This is a genomic window from Terribacillus saccharophilus, assembly GCF_000725365.1.
Lineage (GTDB): Bacteria > Bacillota > Bacilli > Bacillales > Amphibacillaceae > Terribacillus > Terribacillus saccharophilus.
Genome location: NZ_CP008876.1, coordinates 2,882,724 through 2,905,222, shown reverse-complemented (window position 1 = coordinate 2,905,222; position 22,499 = coordinate 2,882,724). Strand labels below are relative to the sequence as shown.

At 43.4% G+C, this 22,499-nt stretch carries 18 protein-coding genes; 7 read left to right on the top strand and 11 right to left on the bottom strand.

Annotation, left to right across the window (positions count from 1 at the left end; all coding sequences use genetic code 11):
- Positions 1 to 16 precede the first annotated feature (16 nt).
- A complete protein-coding gene (locus tag GZ22_RS14495; RefSeq protein WP_038563976.1) occupies positions 17 to 976 on the bottom strand; it encodes an acyltransferase family protein in 960 nt (319 codons plus the stop codon).
- Between the two features lie 149 nt (positions 977 to 1,125).
- A complete protein-coding gene (ku, locus tag GZ22_RS14490) occupies positions 1,126 to 1,974 on the bottom strand; it encodes a non-homologous end joining protein Ku (protein WP_038563974.1) in 849 nt (282 codons plus the stop codon).
- Between the two features lie 94 nt (positions 1,975 to 2,068).
- On the opposite strand from ku, the gene ligD reads away from it, so the two are divergent.
- Complete coding sequence (gene ligD, locus GZ22_RS14485; protein WP_038563971.1) at positions 2,069 to 3,853, top strand: DNA ligase D; 1,785 nt, start codon at positions 2,069 to 2,071, stop codon at positions 3,851 to 3,853.
- Here ligD and GZ22_RS14480 read toward each other — a convergent pair whose 3' ends face one another.
- The 6 genes from GZ22_RS14480 to GZ22_RS14455 all read right to left on the bottom strand — a co-directional run bounded on the left by GZ22_RS14480 (position 3,854) and on the right by GZ22_RS14455 (position 10,230).
- A complete protein-coding gene (locus GZ22_RS14480) occupies positions 3,854 to 5,098 on the bottom strand; it encodes an aminopeptidase (RefSeq protein ID WP_038563969.1) in 1,245 nt (414 codons plus the stop codon).
- 206 nt (positions 5,099 to 5,304) lie between these two features.
- Positions 5,305 to 6,333 (bottom strand): metal ABC transporter solute-binding protein, Zn/Mn family, encoded by a 1,029-nt coding sequence (locus GZ22_RS14475; RefSeq protein WP_038563966.1) that lies wholly within the window; start codon positions 6,331 to 6,333, stop codon positions 5,305 to 5,307.
- 114 nt (positions 6,334 to 6,447) lie between these two features.
- The gene (locus GZ22_RS14470) at positions 6,448 to 6,861 is read right to left on the bottom strand and encodes a Fur family transcriptional regulator (protein ID WP_038563964.1); all 414 of its coding nucleotides are present in this window, start codon (positions 6,859 to 6,861) and stop codon (positions 6,448 to 6,450) included.
- A gap of 30 nt (positions 6,862 to 6,891) precedes the next feature.
- A complete protein-coding gene (locus GZ22_RS14465) occupies positions 6,892 to 7,347 on the bottom strand; it encodes an OsmC family protein (protein WP_038563961.1) in 456 nt (151 codons plus the stop codon).
- Positions 7,348 to 7,463: 116 nt separating this feature from the next.
- Positions 7,464 to 8,252, bottom strand: coding sequence for a TerC family protein (locus GZ22_RS14460; RefSeq protein WP_038563958.1), 789 nt, complete (start codon positions 8,250 to 8,252; stop codon positions 7,464 to 7,466).
- Between the two features lie 259 nt (positions 8,253 to 8,511).
- Positions 8,512 to 10,230, bottom strand: a complete 1,719-nt coding sequence (locus GZ22_RS14455; RefSeq protein WP_038563955.1) for a phospho-sugar mutase — start codon at positions 10,228 to 10,230, stop codon at positions 8,512 to 8,514.
- Between the two features lie 172 nt (positions 10,231 to 10,402).
- Here GZ22_RS14455 and GZ22_RS14450 point away from each other — a divergent pair, with 172 nt between their 5' ends.
- The 3 genes from GZ22_RS14450 (at position 10,403) to GZ22_RS14440 (ending at position 14,097) form a co-directional block, all read left to right on the top strand.
- Positions 10,403 to 11,497, top strand: a complete 1,095-nt coding sequence (locus GZ22_RS14450) for an AI-2E family transporter (protein ID WP_038563952.1) — start codon at positions 10,403 to 10,405, stop codon at positions 11,495 to 11,497.
- Between the two features lie 12 nt (positions 11,498 to 11,509).
- Positions 11,510 to 12,718 (top strand): MFS transporter, encoded by a 1,209-nt coding sequence (locus tag GZ22_RS14445; RefSeq protein ID WP_038563951.1) that lies wholly within the window; start codon positions 11,510 to 11,512, stop codon positions 12,716 to 12,718.
- Positions 12,719 to 13,035: 317 nt separating this feature from the next.
- Complete coding sequence (locus GZ22_RS14440; protein WP_038563948.1) at positions 13,036 to 14,097, top strand: bifunctional 3-deoxy-7-phosphoheptulonate synthase/chorismate mutase; 1,062 nt, start codon at positions 13,036 to 13,038, stop codon at positions 14,095 to 14,097.
- A gap of 37 nt (positions 14,098 to 14,134) precedes the next feature.
- Here GZ22_RS14440 and GZ22_RS14435 read toward each other — a convergent pair whose 3' ends face one another.
- The gene (locus GZ22_RS14435; protein ID WP_038563946.1) at positions 14,135 to 14,974 is read right to left on the bottom strand and encodes a GNAT family N-acetyltransferase; all 840 of its coding nucleotides are present in this window, start codon (positions 14,972 to 14,974) and stop codon (positions 14,135 to 14,137) included.
- 63 nt (positions 14,975 to 15,037) lie between these two features.
- Between GZ22_RS14435 and GZ22_RS14430 the strand changes: the two genes are divergently transcribed.
- From GZ22_RS14430 to recQ, 3 genes are all read left to right on the top strand, one after another.
- A complete protein-coding gene (locus GZ22_RS14430) occupies positions 15,038 to 15,217 on the top strand; it encodes an SE1832 family protein (RefSeq protein WP_038563944.1) in 180 nt (59 codons plus the stop codon).
- A 123-nt stretch (positions 15,218 to 15,340) separates the two neighbouring features.
- A complete protein-coding gene (locus GZ22_RS14425) occupies positions 15,341 to 16,672 on the top strand; it encodes a hemolysin family protein (protein WP_038563941.1) in 1,332 nt (443 codons plus the stop codon).
- 115 nt (positions 16,673 to 16,787) lie between these two features.
- Positions 16,788 to 18,908, top strand: a complete 2,121-nt coding sequence (gene recQ, locus GZ22_RS14420) for a DNA helicase RecQ (protein WP_038563939.1) — start codon at positions 16,788 to 16,790, stop codon at positions 18,906 to 18,908.
- 43 nt (positions 18,909 to 18,951) lie between these two features.
- On the opposite strand, the gene GZ22_RS14415 is transcribed toward recQ, so the two are convergent.
- Positions 18,952 to 20,190 carry an aminopeptidase gene (locus GZ22_RS14415; protein WP_038563936.1) on the bottom strand — a complete coding sequence of 413 codons (1,239 nt, stop codon included), beginning with the start codon at positions 20,188 to 20,190 and terminating at the stop codon, positions 18,952 to 18,954.
- Positions 20,191 to 20,552: 362 nt separating this feature from the next.
- Positions 20,553 to 22,448 (bottom strand): ABC-F family ATP-binding cassette domain-containing protein, encoded by a 1,896-nt coding sequence (locus tag GZ22_RS14410; RefSeq protein WP_038563935.1) that lies wholly within the window; start codon positions 22,446 to 22,448, stop codon positions 20,553 to 20,555.
- Positions 22,449 to 22,499 lie beyond the last annotated feature (51 nt).

Sequence of the window (22,499 nt, the reverse complement as noted above, 5' to 3'; positions counted from 1 at the left end):
CCTGTGCGGTGTTTTTTTATGGGCTTTTTAGCTCAATCAATGGTTTCCATATCCGGAGCATCCAGCGCTGGGAAAGCACCAGTACAATGGTTAGAGTGACGATTAGGAGACCTAATACATCCAGACTATTGCTTACCTCGAATAAATCATCCACCCTAATCCACTGGATGAAGAATCCGTGTAAAAGATAGACATACAATGTCCGCTGTCCATACTTTGTAAAAGGCATCTCTTTATTTGGAACAAGCGCCAGTATACTAATCATCATTAATCCCGAGAACAGATAAACTAGTAGCCGAATCAGTCCGCCTGCTTCCCCGGCTCCTAAAACTGCATATGATTTCGATCCGAGCAGCCAGTCAGTCGGGATGTCAGGATAAAGATAGAATAAAGCACCCGCTGCAATTAACAGCAGTCCACCGCCTATCCTTATAGGCATTCGTCGAAGAACAGCAAGCTGATCTTTTGTCACCCAATAACCGACTAAGAAAAACGGAAAGAAAACAAATGTCCTGGAAAGGCTTAGTGCTCCTCCAATTTCATTAAAGTATCCCACTAACAAACCGATGAATACAGCTAGCGGAATACCGAGGCTAGGACGTATCCTTTTGAATGGAATGAGCAGTATATGCCAGCAGAACAAGCTAAGCAAAAACCACAGTGCCCATTGCGGCACAAGAATGGATTCCATCCAGCCATCTTTTCCGATCATAAAATAGTAAATCGTGTAGATTACTTGGAAAAACAGAAATGGTAAAAGCAGCTTTTTTGCCAGCTTTTCAACAGCAGCCTTACTTCCAGCTCCCCTGGCAAAGAAACCAGCTAAGAAGATGAAAACAGGCATATGAAAGGTATATATCCATGTATAGCTCATTTGCAGGAACAACATGTCCTGATATGGCTGAATTAAATGTCCAAATACAACAAAGGCAATCATAAGCAGTCTTGCATTGTCAAAATACGCTTCGCGTTCCATACTATCGCTTCCTTCTTCAGGATGTATTCTTCCATAGTAAGGAGCATTGAACAGAAACGCTATAGCATAAGCCCTTTCTTCATTGACTTGTTAGCAAGCTGTCAAGGTGCTGTCACAAACGACATGCATGTGTAAAAAGACGGGCAGAATTATCCAGCTTCCGGTTTCTTTTTAGGTCGGCTTGCAGTTTTCTTCCTTGTTGTCTTCTTGGCTGCCGGTTTATCTTTTTTCGCTTTGTCCAATGATGCCTGCAATGCGTCCATCAAGTTCGTTACATTACTTGGCTGTTTCTTAGCTGTCGGGATATGGACTTGCTCATGATCACGTTTTGCCTGAATTAAATCGAGCAAGGCTTCGCGGTAGTCATCATTATATTTCTCCGGATCAAAGGTAGCTGTCAGCTGTTCAATAAGCAGCTTAGCTGTTTTGAGTTCTTTATCAACAATTGCATCTTCAGCAGGGATGTTTGGCACATCAGCAACGTTGCGTACCTCATCCGGATAATGGATGGTCTCCACAACTAGGACATTTTTATACACCCGGATGACAGCTAGCTGCTGCTTAGAACGTATGACCATAGAGGCAACGCCAATCTTCCCTGTATCCTCAAGCGCTTTCCGCAATAAACTGTATGCTTTTGTTCCGCCTTCATTTGGAGACAAATAATAACAGCGTTCAAAATAGATAGGATCGATTTCCTCTAAGCTGACGAAGTCAACGATCTCCACCGCTTTGTCTTCCTGCTCTTTCTGCAATGCCTGTAACTCATCTTCATCCAGAACCACAAATTTATTCTTCGTGTATTCATAGGCTTTGACGATATCCTCTGTCTGTAATTCCTTCTCACAATGAGGACAAACTTTTTCATACTTGACCGGTGTGTTGCACTCTTTATGCAGCTGCCGCAACTTCACATCTTTATTTTCCGTAGCAGCATGCATTTTTACAGGAATATTTACAAGCCCGAAGCTGATTGTTCCCTTCCACATCGTATGCATGAACTGTTCACTCCTTTTAAGTCTAGTTTGTACGTCTGTTCCATGTTTAATTCCGGTGCAATGCTTCAAACTAGAAAGAAAGGAGAGAGATATAATGCAGGTAATGAAACCGATTTATCGGGATGTCTGTCCTGTCGGGGATGGATGGATATACGAAGTGAAGTATGATGGGTTTAGAGCTGTTTTAACGGTTACAAATGACAGTGTGACGCTGACAAGCAAGAATGGAGTTGATTTATCAGCCCAATTTCCGGAAATCATCATGTATGCTGAACAGCAGAAGCAATTAGCGCATAAGCACATTCCTTTCTCGATTGATGGTGAACTAATTGTGCCGAAGAATGCAAAAAGCGGAGATTTCGGCTTGCTCCAATCACGCGGCAGATTGAAAGCAGCTGAACGAATCAAGCAAATTGCTTCTAAACGTCCTGCTGTGCTGATGGCTTTTGATCTTCTGGTTGACGGTGGGAAAAGTCAGGAAAAGCGACGGTTATCCTCCCGTAAACAAGCATTGCAGGAGCTAGTCAACCTATTTGTTGATCAAGCAGGAGCTATACAATTCGTGGATTATTCCTTAGATCCAACAGCTCTGATGGATTCTGTTGTTTTACATCAAGGAGAAGGTATTATAGCCAAACGCTCAGCCAGTACATATAAGACCGGTAAACAGCACCATGATTGGTACAAGATCAAAAATTGGCGTACAATCACCGCTGTCCTGACAGCTTATGATAAGGAAAATGATTATTTTCATGCAGAGATGGCAGATAGTACAGGTCATTTCGTACCGATAGGTAAATGCAAGCATGGGATGGAAGAAACAGAACGAAGCACTCTTACTGCTTTCTTTAAAGAAAATGGAAAGGTAGAAAATAACCTTCTTCTTCTCCCTCCAGCAGTTTGTGCCAAAATAAATTGTCTTGGGCAGGGGGACGATGAATTACGGGAACCAAGATTCCATAGTTTAGCCCCATCAGTAATAGCAGCAGATTGTACAGAACAACAAGCAGTCATAGATCTTGCTCAGTTTCCGCAAACAGTCGAACTGAGCAAACTGGACAAGTTTTATTGGGAGGAAGCACATATTGATAAGCTGCGTTATCTGCTTTATATTCGGACGGTTGCGCCATTCATGCTGCCTTATATGGAAAATCGGGAGACGACAATTATCCGCTGTCCGGATGGAATTGAAGCTGACTTTTTCTATCAAAAGCACAGACCCGATTATGCACCAGATTTTATACCTGATACGAAATCATTGCAGTGCTCAGATTTGCAGACTTTGATTTGGTTTGCAAACCATGGAAGTATCGAATTTCATGCACCATTTCACCATATCGGAAATGATTTTCCGCGGGAAATCGCGATTGATCTTGATCCGCCAACAGATGATGCACTTCCACTGGCTATCAAGGCCGCCAATTTACTTAAAGAATGGCTGGATCAAATGCAGCTCTCTACGTTTATTAAGACTTCCGGCAGCAAAGGGTTGCAGCTGTACATCCCGTTACCGGACAACCAGCTATCCTACGAACAAGCAGGCACCTTCACGGAAGCATTGGCAAGATTACTCGTTCAGCAGCATCCAGATCTTTTTACAATCGAAAGAATGAAAAAGAATCGGCAAGAGCGTTTGTATATAGATTATGTCCAGTTCGGGATGGGAAAAACATTGCCAGTTCCATACACGGCTCGAAAACGCAGCAGCGGTACCGTTAGTACTCCTTTGTTTTGGGAAGAAGTGAGACAAGGCCTAACGCTAGAAGACTTCACCATTTTCACTGTACCGGAGCGTTTACGCCAAAAAGGCTGCCCCTTCGCTTCCTATGAGGAAGTCAGGAACAGCCAAAGGCTGGATTCTATTATCCAATTGGTATGATCACTTGAATTCGAACGCCCATGCTCCTTGGCGGAAGACTGCAACAGTAGTGCCGTCTTCTTTCACACCGTCGATATCAAGATCAGCAGATCCAATCATGAAATCTTCATGCATGATACTATCATTCACGCCAGCTGCTTCAAGTTCTGCAGCGGTCATATCATTGCCGCCTGCAATACAAGTAGGATACGCTTTTCCTAATGCAAGGTGGCAAGAAGCATTTTCATCAAACAATGTATTATAGAAAATCAATCCGGATTGTGAAACTGGAGACTTATGCGGTACAAGTGCTACCTCGCCAAGTCGTTTAGCACCAGCATCTGCTTCCAGAAGGTTTTTCAACGCTTCCTGACCTTTTTCTGCTTTATAGTCCACCACTTCGCCATCCTTGAAAGTCAACTGGAAATCCTCAATCAGCTGGCCATTGAAGTTGTATGGCAATGTACTGGACACAGTGCCGTTCACACCATTCTTATGCGGCATTGTGAATACCTCTTCAGTCGGGATATTAGCGTTGAAATCGACACCTGCTTCTGTCGGACCAGAACCACCGCTCCAAATATGTCCTTTCGGAAGCTCGATTGACAAATCCGTGCCTTTTGCTTTATAAATCAACTTAGTGAACTGCTGCTTATTCATATAATCGGCAGCTAGGTGCAGTTGTTTATTATGCGCCTTCCATGCAGCATTAGGATCCTCATTTCCAGTCACTCGGCTGATGCGAAGGATTTCTTCCATCATTGCTTCCTGTGCTTCCTCAACCGATTTTTCTGGGAACACTTTCTTGGACCATGCTACTGTCGGATAAGCAACAATCGACCATTGCATCTTATCTTTCATCATGTAATCACGATATGGAGTTAATCCTTTTCCGGCAGCTTTCATATAAGCCGCAACTTTAGATCCATCTACTTTCTCCAAAAGATCCGGATTCTCACCAAGGATATTTAGAACTGCGTAATTGTCCTTAACCATTTCATTACGAGCATGAAATTTCCATGCAGGTACATTCTCTAAAGCTTCGATTGGAGCATGTGTATAACGCTGTACAACCAGCTCATCATCTAACCATTCTGTATGTACATCTTTAGCACCTGCTTTATACGCCTCTTCCGCTACCATTCGAGTAAAACGTACAGATTCAATCGGAGCGACAAGCAGAAGTCCTTGTCCTTTTTGAAGATTAACACCGGTCTGGATAGCCAGTTTAGCAAATTGTCGCAGCTGTTCTTCGAATTTTTTCATTTGAATACCCCTCCATAAAAACAAATATACCCACCTATTATAACGTAAAATTAGAATATTCACGAAACATAAAGAGAAGCTGAGTTATAACTGCATGCGATTACAAATAACGAATTATATTTTGAGCATCAAACAAAAACCCGAACTTACGCAGAATTCACGTAAAAGTTCGGGTCTTCGTTTAGCTGAATCTTTTATCACAGCCTTTATTCGTTCGTCAAAGCTTGCTCCAACGTTTCAATATTTTTATCCATCAGACTGAAGTAATCTTCGTCTGCATCAATTTCATCCTCGGTGACTGTCTCTAAGTTATGAATTCTGAGTACGTCTGCTCCGATTTCATCTTGAACAATGGTTGCAACCTTCGGCGAGATGTTTTGTTCGAACAACACATAGTTCAATTTATTATCTTCTGCAGTATGGATGATTTCCTCTAATTCCTTTTGCGAAGGTTCATTTGTCGGTGATAGACCAGTTATAGCAATCTGTTCAATACCATAACGGTCCTCCCAGTACCCATATGCTGCATGAGAAACAATGATTTTCTTGTTATCTTTGCCTTCTACAGCCTGCTGGAATTTCTGATCAAGCTCGTCCAATTCTTTTGCTACAGCTGTAAAGTTGTCTTCATATGTTGCCTTATTATCTGGATCAAGCTCAACAAGCGTGTTTTTCATATTCTCAGCCATTTGCTTCGCACGCTCTGGATCAAGCCAGTAATGTGGATCGATACTGCCATGGTCGTGCTCTTCCTCTGTTTCTGCAGCCTCTTCTTCATGATCATGATCATGTTCTTCTTCTGTAGCTTCATGACTGTGATCATGTTCTTCTTCCGCAGCTTCATGACTATGATCATGCTCTTCGTCAAAAGGAAGTAAGTTAATACCATCTGCTAATTGCGCTATCTTAACATCTTCGTCTCCAACTGCATCAGCAATTGTTTTAGCATATGTTTCTAATTCATCACTGGAATACAGGAACGCATCCGATTTAGCAATATCCACCATCTGATTCGATGTTGGTTCGAAGTTATGTGCGTCACTTCCTGGTGGCAGCACAGACTCTACTTCTACTTGGTCCCCACCAATTCGTTCAGCAAAATACTGAATCGGATAAATCGTTGTATATACCTTCATTTTCCCGTCTTCACTGCTATCCTGACTGCCGCCATCAGAACAAGCTGCAAGCAGAACTAAAATTAAGGCTGTACTGATTAAAAGTAATGATTTCTTCAAAATAATTTCCTCCCGTTACATATAAGCTCTAATCGAGATTATATCGTAACCATTACTATTTGTAAACAGTAGTAATTACGTTTCTTTCATCCACAAAAAAATACTGCCTATCAATTATTGACAGGCAGGGCAAATACCATACACTTCGAAATTATGATTTTCTATTGTATAGCCACCCGGCAGCACTGTTTTCACATCTGCTATCGGACATACATCAATTGCTTTCGTAATGCCACATTGTTTGCAGATAAAATGATGATGATGGCCTTCTATATTGCAGTGGAAACGAAAATGTTTATCTCCGTCAATTGCTGTCATCTCCAAGATACCAAGTTCGGCCATTGTATAAAGATTACGATACACGGTATCATAGCTGGCACTCGGAAAATCCTCACGAAATTCTTTCCAAAGATCGGTCACCGCGGAATACTGGGATCGTTTCTGAAAAATATCCAGCAGTTTTTCGCGCTGCTTTGTCTGTTTAAAGCCATTTTCTTTCAGAATATGCATCGCACGTTCACTATTCATACGCTTTCCGTCCTTTATCTTACAAGATTATTAAGAGTTTTTCTCGATATTTAAGTCTGCCTCTAAGCTGACTTCTACATTCCCTTTGATCGCTCTTGTGATCATACAGCTTTCTTCTGCCTTAACAGCAAGCTTCTCCAGCATCTGGAATTGCTTCTCTGTCGCTTCTTCTTTCAAAAATACTGTTGGCCGATGGATGATTTGCTTGTAGGTAATCACACCATTCGTTTCGTCAACAATACCTTCAGATTCCAATTTCATGGATGATAACGGCAAATGAGCGCGTTCAATCATTGCTGCTAACGTGATGATGTAGCAAGTAGCTGCTGCACCGAGCAGCATCTCATCCGGATTCGTACCAATACCAGGACCACCCATTTCTGGCGGAATGCTGATTTCCGTCTTCAGGTTACCTGCTTCAATTGAACCAGAGCTGTTTCTTCCTCCCGGCCAGTCTGCTGCTAAATGAAAGTGATGTTCTGACATGGTACTCGTCCCCTTCTACTATCTGTATACTACCTCTATTTTAACGCTTATGAGCAAGAAAAACAAAATGTCTGTTCAAAAAAACCTTCTACCAAAAGGTAGAAGGTTTTTTAAAATTATTCAGTTCCGCCAGCGGAATCCTCTTTTTTATGATCTACTTTGTTTTTACCGGACACAATCCAGCCGACTACTGCAATTCCAACCAATACACCATAGAAGATTAGTTTCCAAGTAGTGGAATGAGCAAAGTCATGTGGCAACACACCCACCGCATCATGAGCAAGTGTACTAACTGTAAGCTTAACCCCTACCCAACCTACGATAATAAAGGCTGCAATCTCCAATGCTGGTCTAGAGTGGAGAAGATCCACGAAAATGTTAGCTGCAAAACGCATAATAATCAGACCAATGATACCGCCTGCAAAGACTACATAAAACTGTCCGCTATCCATGCTTCCTACTTGGCCCCAGCCAGTGGGAGGAAGTGCAACAGCGAGTGCTACTGCAGCAAGAATGGAATCAACTGCAAAAGCAATGTCAGCAAGCTCGACTTTCAAAACAGTCATCCAGAAGCCACTCTCTTTTTTCGGCTTCTTGTTAGCAACATCATTGTTCTTGGCACTGAATTTGTCGTACAGGTTTTTTATGGATATGAACAATAGATACGCAGCACCAATCGCCTGTACTTGCCATACATCGACAAGGAAAGAAATGACGAATAGGGATAAGAATCTAAATACAAATGCTCCCATTAATCCATAGAAAAGTGCTTTTTTACGTTGTTCTTCAGGCAAATGCCTTACCATGATTGCGAGTACTAATGCGTTATCCGCTGCAAGTAGTCCTTCAAGTCCGACAAGGACAATCAGAACCCAGCCATACTCGAGAAGTAATTGTGCATCCATGTAGTTACGCTCCTTTAAGTGTAGTATGCGATTTTCTTTGCAATCATACCCCACCTTTGTAAAGGCGTAACACTTTTTACTAAAAAAAAGCGAGACCTTTACCAAGATGGTAAAGGTCTCGCTAACAACGTCTGAGTTGCCAATAAAGCCGGAGATTTCTCTCGGAATGACGACTTTACTGTACAGCTACTCCCCTTTAAAAGCATATTGCGCTTATCACACATTCAGTCTATTTGAATATCAGAAGAATGTCAACATTTTATTGCAAGTAATTGGCAAGATCTGCTTTCAATTTCTCTAACAGCTCTAGACTGCTTTCGCGGCTTGCACTGTTAACGCCATAATAGCTCTTAATTTTCGGTTCTGTTCCAGATGGACGAAGACATACCCAGCTATCCTTCTCGAGGAAGAGCTTGATTACATTTTCCTTCGGAAGTGTCATTTTCTCTTCTGTGTCAGAATCTAGATTGCGGCGTGTTTGTGTAGAATAATCCTCCACTGCAAGTACATTCAGGCCACCAAGATTTTGCGGTGTGTCTGCACGGACAGCGTCCATCATAGCGGCAATCTTCTCAGCGCCATCTTTACCTTTTAGCGTAATGGAATGAAGATCTTCCAGGAAGAAGCCATGCTTCTCATACAATACATGCAATGCTTCAAGCAACGTCTTGCCTTGAGCGCGCCAATGAGCAGCCATTTCACAAGCAATCATAGCAGCCTGAACTGCATCTTTATCGCGGACAAAGTCACCAATTAAATAGCCATAGCTCTCTTCGTAACCAAACAAGAATTTCTCGTCTGTTGTTTCAAATTGCTTGATCTTCTCTCCGATATACTTGAAACCAGTAAGTGTATCAATTGTATCGACGCCATAAGAAGCTGCTACCGCACGCCCCATTTCAGTCGTTACGATTGTTTTGACAAGTTTCCCATTGCGCAAATCCTCTTCTGAAGCATTCGCCAGCACGTAATCAAGCATCAAAGTACCAAGCTGGTTCCCAGTAAGCACTTGATATGCACCTTTTCCATCCTGTACTGCAACTCCTAGGCGGTCTGCATCAGGATCTGTTCCAATTAGTACGTCCGCTCCAACTTCCTGTCCTTGCTCCATTGCAAGCGTGAATGCTTGATGCTCTTCAGGGTTCGGAGATTCAACTGTAGAGAATTCCGGATCCGGCTGAGCCTGTTCTTTAACCACATGTACATTTTGGAAGCCAAGCTGATCCAATCCGCGCAGAACAAGATCATGAGATGTACCGTGCAGCGGAGTGAACACGATTTGAAGCTTGTCCAATTGCTCTTTCGCAGAATCAGACATATTCGAGATCGTTTTCAGTTCTTTCAGGTAAGCACTGTCCACATCTTCTCCTATAGAATGCAGCAATCCGTTTGTACGGATAGTTTCCATTTCTTCCACTTCTACAGCCAGTTCGTTTTCGACTTTCGCAATTTCAGCGATGATAGCTTCTGCCTGCTCCGGAGGAATTTGGCCGCCGTCTTCGTTATAGACTTTGAAGCCATTATATTCAGGTGGATTGTGGCTTGCTGTAATCATAATACCAGCAGCAGCATTCAGATGCCGTACGGCAAATGAAAGTAACGGAGTCGGTCGCAGGGACTCGAATACATGCGCACGAATACCATGCGCTCCAAGAACGCGTGCTGTTTCATCCGCAAATTCCGGTGACATATAGCGGGAATCATAAGCAACCGCCACGCCGCGATCCTTATAATCAGAAATGTTCTTTTCCATATATACTGCTAAACCTTCTACAGCTTTACGGACAGTATAGATGTTCATACGGTTCGTTCCCGCACCAAGCACACCGCGCATACCGCCTGTACCAAATGTTAATTCTTTATAGAAAGCATCTTCCAAAGCAGCTTCATCATCAGCGAGCTTTGTTAGTTCTTCTTTATATTTCGGATCAAGTGCTTTAAAAGTACTCCATTTTTTATATGTATCTTGCCATACCATGAGCTTTCCTCCTGAAAAATAAGTATAGTGATATCCTACCACATTATAGGTGGAAATGGCGCAGAATCCCATACTGCTGGAAATTTAATAAATACTTGTGGAAAGGGTTACGCCATAGCCCGGCTATGCTATGCTTAGCTATATCAATAACTGGAAAGGATACTGATCTAAGTTGACTCAGAAAAAATGGTTCCAAGGCCTTGTGGCCGCTGTTCTGACTTTCACACTAATACTGTTGATTGCGAAAGTCGATTTCATCTTCCAGCCTCTGGCTACATACATAGGAGCGATTGCATTCCCAATGATTGCAGCCGGCCTCTTATTCTATATCACAAAACCGCTCGTGCGGCTCCTGGAGAAGATCCGCTTCCCGAAATGGGTAGCTATTCTAACGATATTCCTGCTCTTGATTGCTCTGGTATATTTCGTCTACAGATTCGCTGCACCAATCGTGCAAACCCAATATCAGGCATTGGTGAATAACATTCCTGGCATCACTAACCAGCTCACGTCGATTGTGGACTATTGGGAGGAGAATCACTCTGCATTGCCTGATCAAGTGGAGGAATCCATCCAGAATTTCGCAACAACCTTACAATCCAGTTTGCAGGATATTCCAGGTTATCTGATCGGATTCATTTCCAGCCTGGTCAACTTCTTGTTCACATTGGTTTTGATACCCTTTTTCTTATTCTTTATGCTTAAAGACGGAGAGAAATTGATTCCATTTATAACAAAATTTTTCGATAAGAGAAAAGGTGCCAGTGTTAAGAAGCTGATGGAGGATTTGAATCATACGTTAGCATCCTTCATCCAAGGTCAGTTCATTGTATCAGTGTGTGTCGGCACGATGCTATTTATCGGATATGCGATTATTGGGCTGAAGTATGCCTTCACTCTCGCTGTTATCGGACTGGTCTTTAACGTCATTCCGTTTCTCGGTCCATACCTAGCAGCTGTACCTGCAATTTTAGTTGCTTTCTTCCAAGAGCCAAAGCTAGCTATCTTAGCAGCAGTCGTCATGCTTATTGCCCAGCAGATTGAAGGAAACCTTATTTCTCCAAATGTCATGGGAAAAGCACTAAGTATCCATCCGCTGACAGTTATTACACTCATACTGGCAGCCGGAAACATTGCCGGTTTTCTCGGTCTTCTGTTCGTCATCCCATTCTATGCGGTGTGCAAGACTATAATCTCCCACTTCTATCATGAATGGGTCGATTATAGGATGAAGAAAAAATCTGCTGCTGGAATTCAGGCAGACTAGGAGGCTACACTAATGGTAAACAAACAGCCTCCTTTATGGACGAAAGCCTTCATTTTCTTATTGATAGGCAATCTGTTCACTTTTATGAGCTTCCAGATGCTGCTGCCGAATCTGCCGCCGTACATCGCTTCGATTGGTGGTAGCAGCTTACAGGTAGGATTGGTAACAACGGCGTTTTCGATTGCCGCTATTCTTATCAGGCCATTCATTGGTCATATCCTGCTGACGAAGAAAAGGAAAATGCCGATATTGATCGGTTCTTTCCTTTTGCTCGTCTGTGCAACTCTTTATCCCTTCACTCAAATCGTTACGCTTCTGTTAATTTTCCGCTTTCTGCATGGAGCAGCTTGGGGATGGAGCACTACAACAAACGGCACAGCCGCGGTTGATCTTGTACCAAGGAGACGTGTCGGAGAAGGCATGGGTTATTTCGGCCTCTCTATTACAATCGGTATGATCATTGCACCAAGTGTCGGTATCTTCCTCTATCAGACTTATAACTTTCAGACGCTCATATTTGTATCTATCGCACTTGGCATGATTGCTTTTCTATTCTTGGCATTAACACGTTATGCTGAGCCGGAGGCATTGTCACGGAACCAAGCTGAGCCACCGAAATTTTCTTTTTTTAAGTCATTAATTGAAAAGAAAAGTGCTTATCCTGTATTTATTACATTCCTTACATCATTCGGGTACGGTTCCATCGTCACTTATCTTGTTCTATTTGGACAGGAACAGAATCTGACAGGAACATTCCTTTTCTATTTGGCCAATGCTTTGTGCGCAACGGTTTCGAGACCATTCACAGGTCGGTTGTTCGATGCCAAAGGACCATGGGTGCTAATCATGGGTTGTTCCGTTATTGCATTCGTTGCCATGTGGATACTCAGCATAGCAACCGCTAACTGGTATTTCATTGTCTCTGGTGCCTTATTCGGACTCGGTTATGGGTCTATGATCCCCGCTTTGCAAGCGTGGACAATTTCTAAGACAGATGTTGAGAGAAGCGGTATTGCAAATGGTATGTACTATTCATCTATCGATTTTGGTATCGGATTGAGCGCCGTCATCCTTGGAATTCTGCACCAATTTGTTTCGACATCTTCTCTGTTCCAAATGTCGAGTTTCTTATTTTTACTCGTATTTTTGTTCACGCTGACCGATTTTGTTATCAAGCGTCGGAAAGATCGGCAGCCTACTCTAAATGTAAATAAATTATAAAGAATACAACAAAAATGAGATAAATAGGCAAACGCGGGTAAATAGGTACTATCGTCCTTTTTTCTGCATACTTTGGAGCTTTCATTTGTATTTATTTATAAAAGCATGTAGTATAGGGATAATATTTTCAACATTGTATTTATTTCGGTTAGCGATGTTGATGTTGTGTTTCTTCCATAACCCGTTTCAGTGCGGCAGCGGTTTGCAAGGTATTCCCCGGGAACCGGGAATTCAGGCTTGCAAGATAACTGATTCCGGCTGAATGGGCTATTGAAGGCGATTTTGGGGTATTCCATACTTATAAGGAGGATCTACTTATGCAGACTACAAATGTTTTGGAGCTGAAAAAACAGTACGAACAAACACATTTCGAGCTGTTGAAATTGTTGAACGAACAGGCAAGCCTTAAGCAGCAGCTGAAGGATCTTCCTGAAAGTGACCGCAGCCAGTCTGAAAAACTTCTTCTGGCAGAACTAAAAGCACAGAATGAAGCTGGTGTGCTTGGAGATTCCACAATGGATGCTATCTTCAAGGCCGTCATGCAAGCTAAGACGAAAGAAGAAGAAGCTGCAAGCAAGCGTCCAATGCTTGTGTCCCGTGCTTATAAAAACGAAGATACAGTTATCGACTTAAAAGGTGAAAAAGTCGGTACTGGCAAAGCAAGCTTCGTCTTTGGACCATGTTCTGTGGAAAGCTACGATCAAGTGGCTGCGGTAGCGGAATCCTTGAAAGACAAAGGGCTTAAATTACTTCGCGGCGGTGCCTTCAAACCACGTTCTTCGCCATATGACTTCCAAGGTTTAGGCGTAGAGGGCTTGGAAATTCTGAAGCGTGCGGCTGATGAATATGATTTGGCTGTCATCAGTGAAATCGTCACTCCTCATGACATCGAGAAAGCACTTGATTATGTCGACGTTATCCAAATTGGTGCTCGTAATGCCCAGAACTTCGAGTTGCTGAAAGAAGCAGGACGCACTAATAAACCTATCCTGCTTAAACGTGCTTTGTCTGGTACTATTGCAGAATTCATTGCAGCGGCTGAATATATCCACTCCGAGGGCAATGGTCAAATCATCCTTTGTGAACGTGGAATCCGGACATACGAAACAGCGACACGAAATACACTGGATATTTCGGCTGTACCAATATTGAAACAAGAAACTCATCTTCCTGTTATGGTTGACGTAACACATTCTACTGGCCGAAAAGACATTATGCTTCCATGTGCGAAAGCTGCATTAGCTGTCGGTGCAGATGGAGTAATGGCTGAGGTTCATCCGAATCCTGCTGTGGCATTGTCTGATGCTGGTCAGCAAATGGATATTCCAGCATTCGATAAATTCTATAGTGAACTTGCTGCTTTCCAAGGCAAGATCTAATACTAAGAGGGCCGTCACTTTTTGTGACGGCCCTCTCTTACTTAAAATCGATTGCACAGCTTTCTGCCACGCGTCGATAACCGATTTTCTGGTACAGCTTATTAGGGCCAGGATTATCCGCATTTGTGAACAGACAGCAGAATTGCTTCCCTTCATCTAGCAACTTCGATGAAAGTGCAGCTACGAGTGTCTGGGCATACCCATTTCGTTGCTGTTCCTCTGGAGTGAATACAGCGTTAATCACAATACCATTGCGGCTTTCCCTTGAGCAGCCTGCCATACTCACGATGTTGCCATCGACCGTCAAAACGTACATCCGCTTTTGCGCGATCATCCTGCCGATAACCGCGTCAGCTCGTTCCTCTGGCATATGTTCTCCAGTAACTTTTCCAAATCGAATGAGCCAATCACGCAACAGGGCAAAATCAGCGTTTTGGGCCGCCCTCATCTGCCCTCTGGCAGAACCTTCATCTTTTACTTTATCGAGCTGATAGATGAACTGATTCATATGGACCTTAATTTGTTTCCCGTTAAGCCGCTGCCAAGCTTGCGCAAACTGATTGGCCTGTTCCACAGGTCCGATGACACCTGGAAGATCTGGCGTCAATGTTTGTACGAGCTGAGCGAGCTCAGCTGCTTCTTCATCAGTCCATACTGTTTCATGAGAAAGAATGATTCGATTCCCTTTGGTATGCAAGAAGACTGTGCGAATTCCGTCATGATCTTCTCCATATCCAAAAACTGATTCCATATCTCCTCCCTCTGCCATTCTGCCGAGCAAACCTAAAAGTAAGTTATTCTCTGCTTCATGCTTCAACAATATCGGTTCCGTAATTGACAGCAGCTTATTCACATCCTGCTCCAGAATAAAACGCATTCTTTCCCCTCCCGCTTGACGTTTAGACTTCTTCTTTTCTATTCTAAGTGTAGAGGTGATGATATGAATAAACAAGAGCTGGAAACCAAACTGGCTGAATTGAAAATGACGTATGCAAGTGTACAGGCCGACGCCGATAAACTGGCATCAAGCGGTGCAGGTGCAGCCCACATGGAAAGGCAGCTTGAGGCGATGGAAATCGAGATCAAATCGCTTCGCCAGCAGCTCCGGGCATTGGAATAATTCCCAAGTTCCCGGATATACTAATACATGCACAGTATTTGGATTACATATAAAAAAAGCGTATAATGGATATAATGAAAACGCATTTTTTGCGTTTATTTTTTTAAGGGAGAGATTTTATACATGAATAGTCCGGATGATCCTGGGAGTCCAGTTTTACTCCAACTCGTATTGATTGGTATTTTAACAGTTCTAAATGCTTTTTTTGCTGCAGCAGAAATTGCATTGGTCTCACTGAATAAGAACCGCATCTCACAGCAAGCAGATGAAGGTGATAAGAAAGCAGCACTGCTGCAAAAGCTTATTGCTGATCCGAGTAAGTTTATCGCTACGATCCAAGTAGGTATTACGCTGGCAGGTTTCTTCTCGAGTGCCTCCGCTGCTACCGGACTTGCAAATCGATTCGCTGGTGTTTTGGGAGATATTCCTTACGCACAGCAAATTAGCGTTGTGGTCATCACTATCTTGCTGTCTTATGTAACACTTGTGTTCGGTGAATTGTTCCCAAAAAGGGTTGCCCTTCAAAACGCGGAGAAGATTGCAAGATTCTCTGTCACACCGATACTATTTATAAGTAAAATCGCAATGCCATTTGTTAAATTCCTTTCCTTCTCCACGAATGTACTTGTGAAAATCACTCGTGTAGGAAGTGATGCAGAAGCTGAGAAGGTCTCCAGGGAAGAAATCAAGCTTCTCGCACAGACTGGACAGCAGGAAGGTATTTTGAATGCGGATGAGTTCGACATGATCAAAGGGGTTTTTGACCTTGATGATAAGATAGCACGCGAAATCATGACACCGCGAACAGATACATTCACACTGAGCATTGATACCCCGGCAGAAGAGCTCGCAGATATTCTGCTGGAGCAGAAGTACTCCAGAATTCCAGTCTACCAGACAGACAGCGATACAATCGTCGGTATATTGAATATGAAGGATTATTTCAAAGCAGTACGGGAGTATGGATTCGATGGAGTCCGACTCGAAGCGATTTTGCGCGAAGCACATTTTGTACCTGAGACAAAATACATTGATGATCTTTTAAAAGAATTGCAGCAGACTCATAATCACCTTGCAATCCTGATCGATGAGTATGGCGGCTTCTCTGGTATTGTCACAATGGAAGACATGATTGAAGAGATTGTCGGAGATATAGATGATGAATATGATGAAATCGAAGGAGAGCTGACCCGTATCGATGATAATACGTATATGGCGAGCGGTTCCCTGCAGATCGATGAATTCAATGATTTCTTTGATACAGATATCGATGTTCCGAACTTTGATACAATTGCTGGCTTCATTCTAAGCCGTATCGGATCGATTCCAGATGAAGATGCCGATACGGTTGTGGAATATGAAAACATGCTCTTCACTGTAGAATCAGTACGAGACAATCGATTGGAAAAAATCAAAATTGAATTGAAACGCCCTCATAACGAGGCAACTGTTTAAAATAAGAAACTGCCTGTTCCAATACAGGCAGTTTCTTATTTTTCCGACTAAAAAGCGATGAAGCACCTAATCATGTTATGCTGTACATAATGAGAAATAAGAAAGGATTTTGAACGTGGAAGCTACAGCGCAGCAAATATTGAAGGATTATTACGGCTATGACACCTTCCGAAGAGGACAAGCCGAAGTAATCGAGCATGTGATGAAAAATGAAAATACGTTAGCAATCATGCCGACTGGCGGAGGAAAATCGATCTGCTATCAAGTGCCAGCATTAATGCGCCAAGGAACTGCACTAATCATCTCTCCACTTATTTCCTTGATGAAGGATCAGGTCGATGCACTGACGGCAATGGATATACCTGCTGCTTATATAAACAGCACACTGGAAGCTGCTGAATTGGAATGGACGATGCAGCAAGCCGCACAAGGTGCCTTCACCTTCCTTTACGTGGCACCAGAACGGCTGGAAAATACTCGTTTTCTGCAAATGGTTCGCCGCCTTTCGATAAGCTTGATAGCTTTTGATGAAGCACACTGTATTTCCCAATGGGGTCATGATTTTCGTCCAAGTTATCGATCTGCTACCAGCATATTGGATAAACTGACAGATACACCGCCTGTCATGGCTTTGACCGCTACTGCAACGCCGCAGGTAGCAGATGATATCCAGAGACTGTTGGATATCCAAGAAGACTTTACGACTCGTACAGGGTTTGCTCGTGATAATCTTCGCTTTCAAGTAGTTAAAGGCGCAGATAAAGAACGCTACATCCTGGATTTCATTCAAAAACGCAAGCAAGATACTGGTATCATCTATGCACCAACTAGGAAGCTAGTCGATCAGCTTTCCTTGTTCCTGGACCGCCAAGGAGTCAAAACAGCCAAATACCACGCTGGTATGAGTGAGGCAGATCGCCAGGCAGCACAATCTTCCTTCATCCAAGATGAAGTCAGTGTTATGATCGCAACAAATGCTTTTGGTATGGGCATCGATAAAAGTAACGTGCGTTATGTACTGCACTATGCCTTGCCTATGAATATGGAAGCCTATTATCAGGAAGCTGGCCGTGCCGGACGTGACGGAGAGCCGAGTGATTGTGTTCTGCTCTTCTCCGGTCAGGATGTACATTTACTGAAGTTCCTGATTGAAAACTCTTCTTCCGATACACAGGCTGAATATCAAAAGCTGCAGCAGATGATGAATTACTGCCATACGCAGAGCTGCTTGCAGACGTATATGCTTCACTATTTCCAAGATCCGCATATACCAGAGGATTGCGGAAGGTGCAGCAACTGTCTGAATGAATTTGAAAAAACAGATATGACGCGAGAAGCGCAAATGGTACTTTCCTGTGTCAAACGAATGGATGAGCGATTTGGTGCCGTGTTGGTTGCAAAGGTACTAAAGGGGTCCAAGGATAAACGAATCAAACAATTCGGACTCGAGAGTCTTTCCACTTACGGCATCATGAAAAACCGCACGGAAAAAGATATCACACAATTCATCCATTATCTTTCTGCCGAAATGATTCTTGCACCAACCGATGACAAATATCCTGTTCTGACACTTACAGATGAAGCAGTCCAAATTCTCAAAGGCGAAAAGAAAGTGATGATGCAGATTGCCAAAGCGACTGAAACAGCTGAAGCGGATTATGACGAAGCATTATTCCAAGAATTGCGGGAATTACGCAAGGAGATTGCCCAGGCAGAAGGACTTCCACCGTATGTTATCTTTTCAGATGCGACACTAAAGGAGCTTTGCCGATATATTCCGCATAGTCAAAGTGAGATGCTTGGAATTAAAGGTATTGGAGAAAGACGGATGGAACAGTATGGAGAGCAGTTCCTTGAAGTACTAAAACAGCATGAGCAGACAGCAACAGCTCCTAACCGGGATCAAAAGCCATTGCTACAAGAAAAGCAAGATACTCCAAGTCATCTAATTAGCTTTGAAGCGTTCGAGAAAGGCAGTTCCATGGAAGAAATAGCGAAAGAGCGCGGCTTGACTCCGATGACTGTCAGCAATCATCTGTTCAAAGCATACGCAGATGGAGAACCGCTCGATTTGCAGCAGTTTTTCACAGCTGAACAGGAGACAGCTATTCTGGATGTACTGAAGCAGCATGATGAACTTCCAAAGCTTCGTGATATCAAAGAACAAATGGATGTAGCGTGCGACTATCATGCCATCCGCGCTGTACTCGTGCACCAAGGTATTTTAGAACAATGAAAAACCCGCATTACTGGTTAAGTCCAGTAATGCGGGTTTTTATTTAGTCGAACTTGATTGCCCAGCTGCCGTCACGGAAAACGGGTTCGGATGAGTCATCCGCAAAAATACCATCAATGGATAAATCAGCTGATCCAATCATGAAATCAGTATGTGTCAGACTGTCATTAACTCCATGCTTATCAAGCTCTTCCGCATTCATGGAAGCTCCGCCTTCCAGTGTAGTCGGATAAGCTTTTCCTAAAGCAACGTGACAGGAAGCATTTTCATCATACAGCGTATTGTAGAAGATGAGACCAGACTGAGAAATTGGAGATTCATGCGGTACCAATGCGACTTCTCCAAGACGCAAAGCTCCCTCGTCTGTTTCCAGCAAATGCTTCAATGTCTCCTGGCCTACCTCAGCTTTGTAATCCACTACCTTGCCTTCCTTGAAGGTAAGAGTGAAGTTATCGATCATATTTCCATCATAAATCAATGGTTTTTTACTTGTAACAGTTCCATCCACATCGTATTTATGCGGCATTGTGAATACTTCCTCAGTCGGCATATTCGGATTGAATTCAGTACCGCTTTCGGTAGTAGAAGAACCACCTTTCCAAATATGGCCTTCTGGTAAGCCAATCGTCAAATCTGTTCCTTCAGATTTGAAATGAACCTTTTTGTATCGTTTGCCATTTAATACGTCGCGTGCATTATGCAGCGTAGCATTATGTTCTTTCCACGCTTGAATTGGATCGTCCTGATCAACCCGGACAATTTTAAAAATGGAATCCCAAAGAAGTTTTGTTGCTTCCTCAGCTGATTTCCCTGGGAAGATCTTCTGCGCCCAGGCATCTGTCGGAATAGTTATAATCGTCCATGGAACAATATCATTCATTGTATAATGGCGAAGGTGCTGCAATGCTTGTGCAGTAGCTTTCGTTGCTTGCGCTACTTTGTTTCCATCCACATCTTTGAGTAGATCAGGGTCAGTGGAACGGATTTGCAGAAGAGCTGCACCCTTCTTCATATAATAAGCACGCTGCTCTACCAGCCAATCAGGAATATCTGTGAGTACTTCCTCGGATTGATGTTCATATTTCAAAAGCATGAGGGTATCGTCTGACCAATTGATATGTACCTCACTTGCGCCTAGCTCATAAGCACGCTTTGCAATCAAACGGACAAAATCCGCTCCATCGATCGGCGCCATGATAAATAGAGGCTGATCCTTTTGAATATTCACACCTGTACGTAAGGCGACCTCTGCATATTTTTCTAATAATTCCTTATCTGGCATTGGAATCAATCCTTCCCATCATTGAATTCAGACTATTCTTCCATTCTAGTAAAGTATGTGCAAATTGGCACGAAATATGCCTTGCATGTCTAAATGTGTTGCCCTTCGCTTTTCGTGTTGTCTAGCTGCGGTGACCAGAAACTGCGCTGCAAGCGATAAATCCCTGCGTGGCTTAAAACGCCCACTCCAGACTTTCTCACTTACCGCTTCGTTTCTAACCGGCCACCTTCGCTTTTCTATTGTTGTCTAGCTCCAGAAACCAGAAACTGCGCTGTAAGCAATGAATCCCTGCGTGAGGAAAAGCATCTCACTCCGGGCTCCCTTACTTACCGCTCTGTTTCTAACCGGTTTCTTACGCTTTTCTATTGTTTCTGACTTTCGATTTCTTCTACTAGCAGGGACAATGCTTCCCATCGTTCCATCTTTTGTTCCAGTTTTTGTTCCAGATTCTGCTGTTCGGTAAACAGTTCTTGGACGCGTTCACTGTTACTGCCTGCTTCGGTTATTCCTTCGGCACATGCTTCCAGTTTTTCCTCCAGATCAGCAATTTCATCTTCTATCGAATTCCATTCCTGCTGTTCCTTGTAGGAGAGCTTCTGCTTTTTCTTTTCTTTCTGCGCTTGAACTACTGGCTCCGACTTTGTCTGCTGTAGTTTCGGCTGTTCCTGCATCTTTTCCCGGTACTCACTATAGTTGCCATAGAACGTTGAGACCGCTCCTGCTCCTTCGAAAAGGATTAACTGATCCACTACTCTGTCAAGGAAATAACGGTCATGGGATACAGTGATGACGACACCAGGATAGCTATCTAGATAGTCTTCAAGAATGCCTAATGTTTCTGTGTCCAGATCATTAGTCGGCTCATCAAGGAATAAGACATTTGGCTCCTGCATCAATACACGCAGCAAATACAATCTTTTTCTCTCTCCGCCAGACAAACGATGGATATACGTATATTGGTGATTGCGCGGGAATAGGAATTGCTCCAGCATCTGTTCTGCCGTAATGATATTTCCATCTGCGGTATGAATGACCTCTGCTACTTCCTTGATATAATCAATGATGCGCAGCTGCTGGTCCATATCCTGCTGAAGCTGTGTATAATACCCCAGCTTAACAGTCTCTCCAGTCTCCACTTCCCCTGCTGTCGGCTGGATTCTGCCGGCAAGTGTATTCAAAAGGGATGTCTTCCCGCTGCCATTAGGACCAATGATACCGATGCGATCACCTGGTTTGAAGAGGAAATCGAAATGACTGAATAACGGTTTATCATCGAATTGAACCGTTACGTCTTTTGCTTCCAGCACTTTCTTGCCTAAACGGGCCGCTCCGACCTGGAGGTCCAGCTCGTTATCCTGTGTCTGGAATTTGGTTTCTTTCATCTGTTCTACCCGCTGGATCCGTGCCTTTTGTTTAGTTGTCCGAGCTTTTGCTCCGCGATGCAGCCAAGCAAGCTCCCGGCGCAATGTGTTTTGATGCTTCTCCTGATCCAGGAGCGTCTGAGCTTTCCGCTCTGCTTTTTTCGTCAAATATGTTTCATAGTTTCCTTCATATTGATAGAGACTTCCCATCTCCAATTCAAAGATATGGCTCGTTATCCGGTTCAGGAAATACCGATCATGTGTTACGAGCATAATAGCACCAGGATAGCTAGGCAAATAACCTTCCAGCCATTCGATTGTCTCGTTATCCAGATGGTTTGTCGGTTCATCCAGCAGCAACAAATCCGCAGGCTGAATAAGCGCCTTCGCCAGCGCTACTCTCTTTCGCTGACCACCTGATAGAGTATCGACAGAAGTCGTATAATAATCGACCCCAAGCTTCGTCAGAATTGTTTTCGCCTGAGTACTTGCATCCCATGCATCTTCTGCATCCATTTTAGCTTGAAGGGTGAACAGCCGATTTTGAGTCTTAGCGTTATCCGGCTCCTTCTCCAAGTTTGAGAGTGTTTCCTCATATGCACGAATTGTCTGCAGAATTGGACTAGTCCCGCTAAAAACTTCCTCCAGTACAGTTTTACCTGGAGTCAGTTCTGGCTCCTGAGCTAAATAAGCCAGCTGAAACGTTTTGCTGTGGTCGATGTTTCCGCTATCTGAACTCTCGATACCAGCCAGGACCTTCAGCAATGTCGACTTTCCAGTTCCATTGACGCCTACCAAACCAATTCTCTCTCGGCTTTCAATATGGAAGCCGATTTCCTGAAACAGCTGTTTATCTCCATATGTTTTTGTAAGATTTTCTACACTGTAAATACGCATGTGCTTCTCCTTCCCGGACAAGGAAAAAGCCGCCCGTACAGGCGGCTTTTC

Excerpts from the sequence above, each read along its gene's own strand:
- GZ22_RS14495 (WP_038563976.1), bottom strand. The coding sequence starts at position 976 with ATGGAACGCGAAGCGTATTTTGACAATGCAAGACTGCTTATGATTGCC.
- ku (WP_038563974.1), bottom strand. The coding sequence starts at position 1,974 with ATGCATACGATGTGGAAGGGAACAATCAGCTTCGGGCTTGTAAATATT.
- ligD (WP_038563971.1), top strand. The coding sequence starts at position 2,069 with ATGCAGGTAATGAAACCGATTTATCGGGATGTCTGTCCTGTCGGGGAT.
- GZ22_RS14480 (WP_038563969.1), bottom strand. The coding sequence starts at position 5,098 with ATGAAAAAATTCGAAGAACAGCTGCGACAATTTGCTAAACTGGCTATC.
- GZ22_RS14470 (WP_038563964.1), bottom strand. The coding sequence starts at position 6,861 with ATGAATAGTGAACGTGCGATGCATATTCTGAAAGAAAATGGCTTTAAA.
- GZ22_RS14465 (WP_038563961.1), bottom strand. The coding sequence starts at position 7,347 with ATGTCAGAACATCACTTTCATTTAGCAGCAGACTGGCCGGGAGGAAGA.
- GZ22_RS14460 (WP_038563958.1), bottom strand. The coding sequence starts at position 8,252 with ATGGATGCACAATTACTTCTCGAGTATGGCTGGGTTCTGATTGTCCTT.
- GZ22_RS14455 (WP_038563955.1), bottom strand. The coding sequence starts at position 10,230 with ATGGTATGGCAAGATACATATAAAAAATGGAGTACTTTTAAAGCACTT.
- GZ22_RS14445 (WP_038563951.1), top strand. The coding sequence starts at position 11,510 with ATGGTAAACAAACAGCCTCCTTTATGGACGAAAGCCTTCATTTTCTTA.
- GZ22_RS14440 (WP_038563948.1), top strand. The coding sequence starts at position 13,036 with ATGCAGACTACAAATGTTTTGGAGCTGAAAAAACAGTACGAACAAACA.
- GZ22_RS14435 (WP_038563946.1), bottom strand. The coding sequence starts at position 14,974 with ATGCGTTTTATTCTGGAGCAGGATGTGAATAAGCTGCTGTCAATTACG.
- GZ22_RS14430 (WP_038563944.1), top strand. The coding sequence starts at position 15,038 with ATGAATAAACAAGAGCTGGAAACCAAACTGGCTGAATTGAAAATGACG.
- GZ22_RS14425 (WP_038563941.1), top strand. The coding sequence starts at position 15,341 with ATGAATAGTCCGGATGATCCTGGGAGTCCAGTTTTACTCCAACTCGTA.
- GZ22_RS14415 (WP_038563936.1), bottom strand. The coding sequence starts at position 20,190 with ATGCCAGATAAGGAATTATTAGAAAAATATGCAGAGGTCGCCTTACGT.
- GZ22_RS14410 (WP_038563935.1), bottom strand. The coding sequence starts at position 22,448 with ATGCGTATTTACAGTGTAGAAAATCTTACAAAAACATATGGAGATAAA.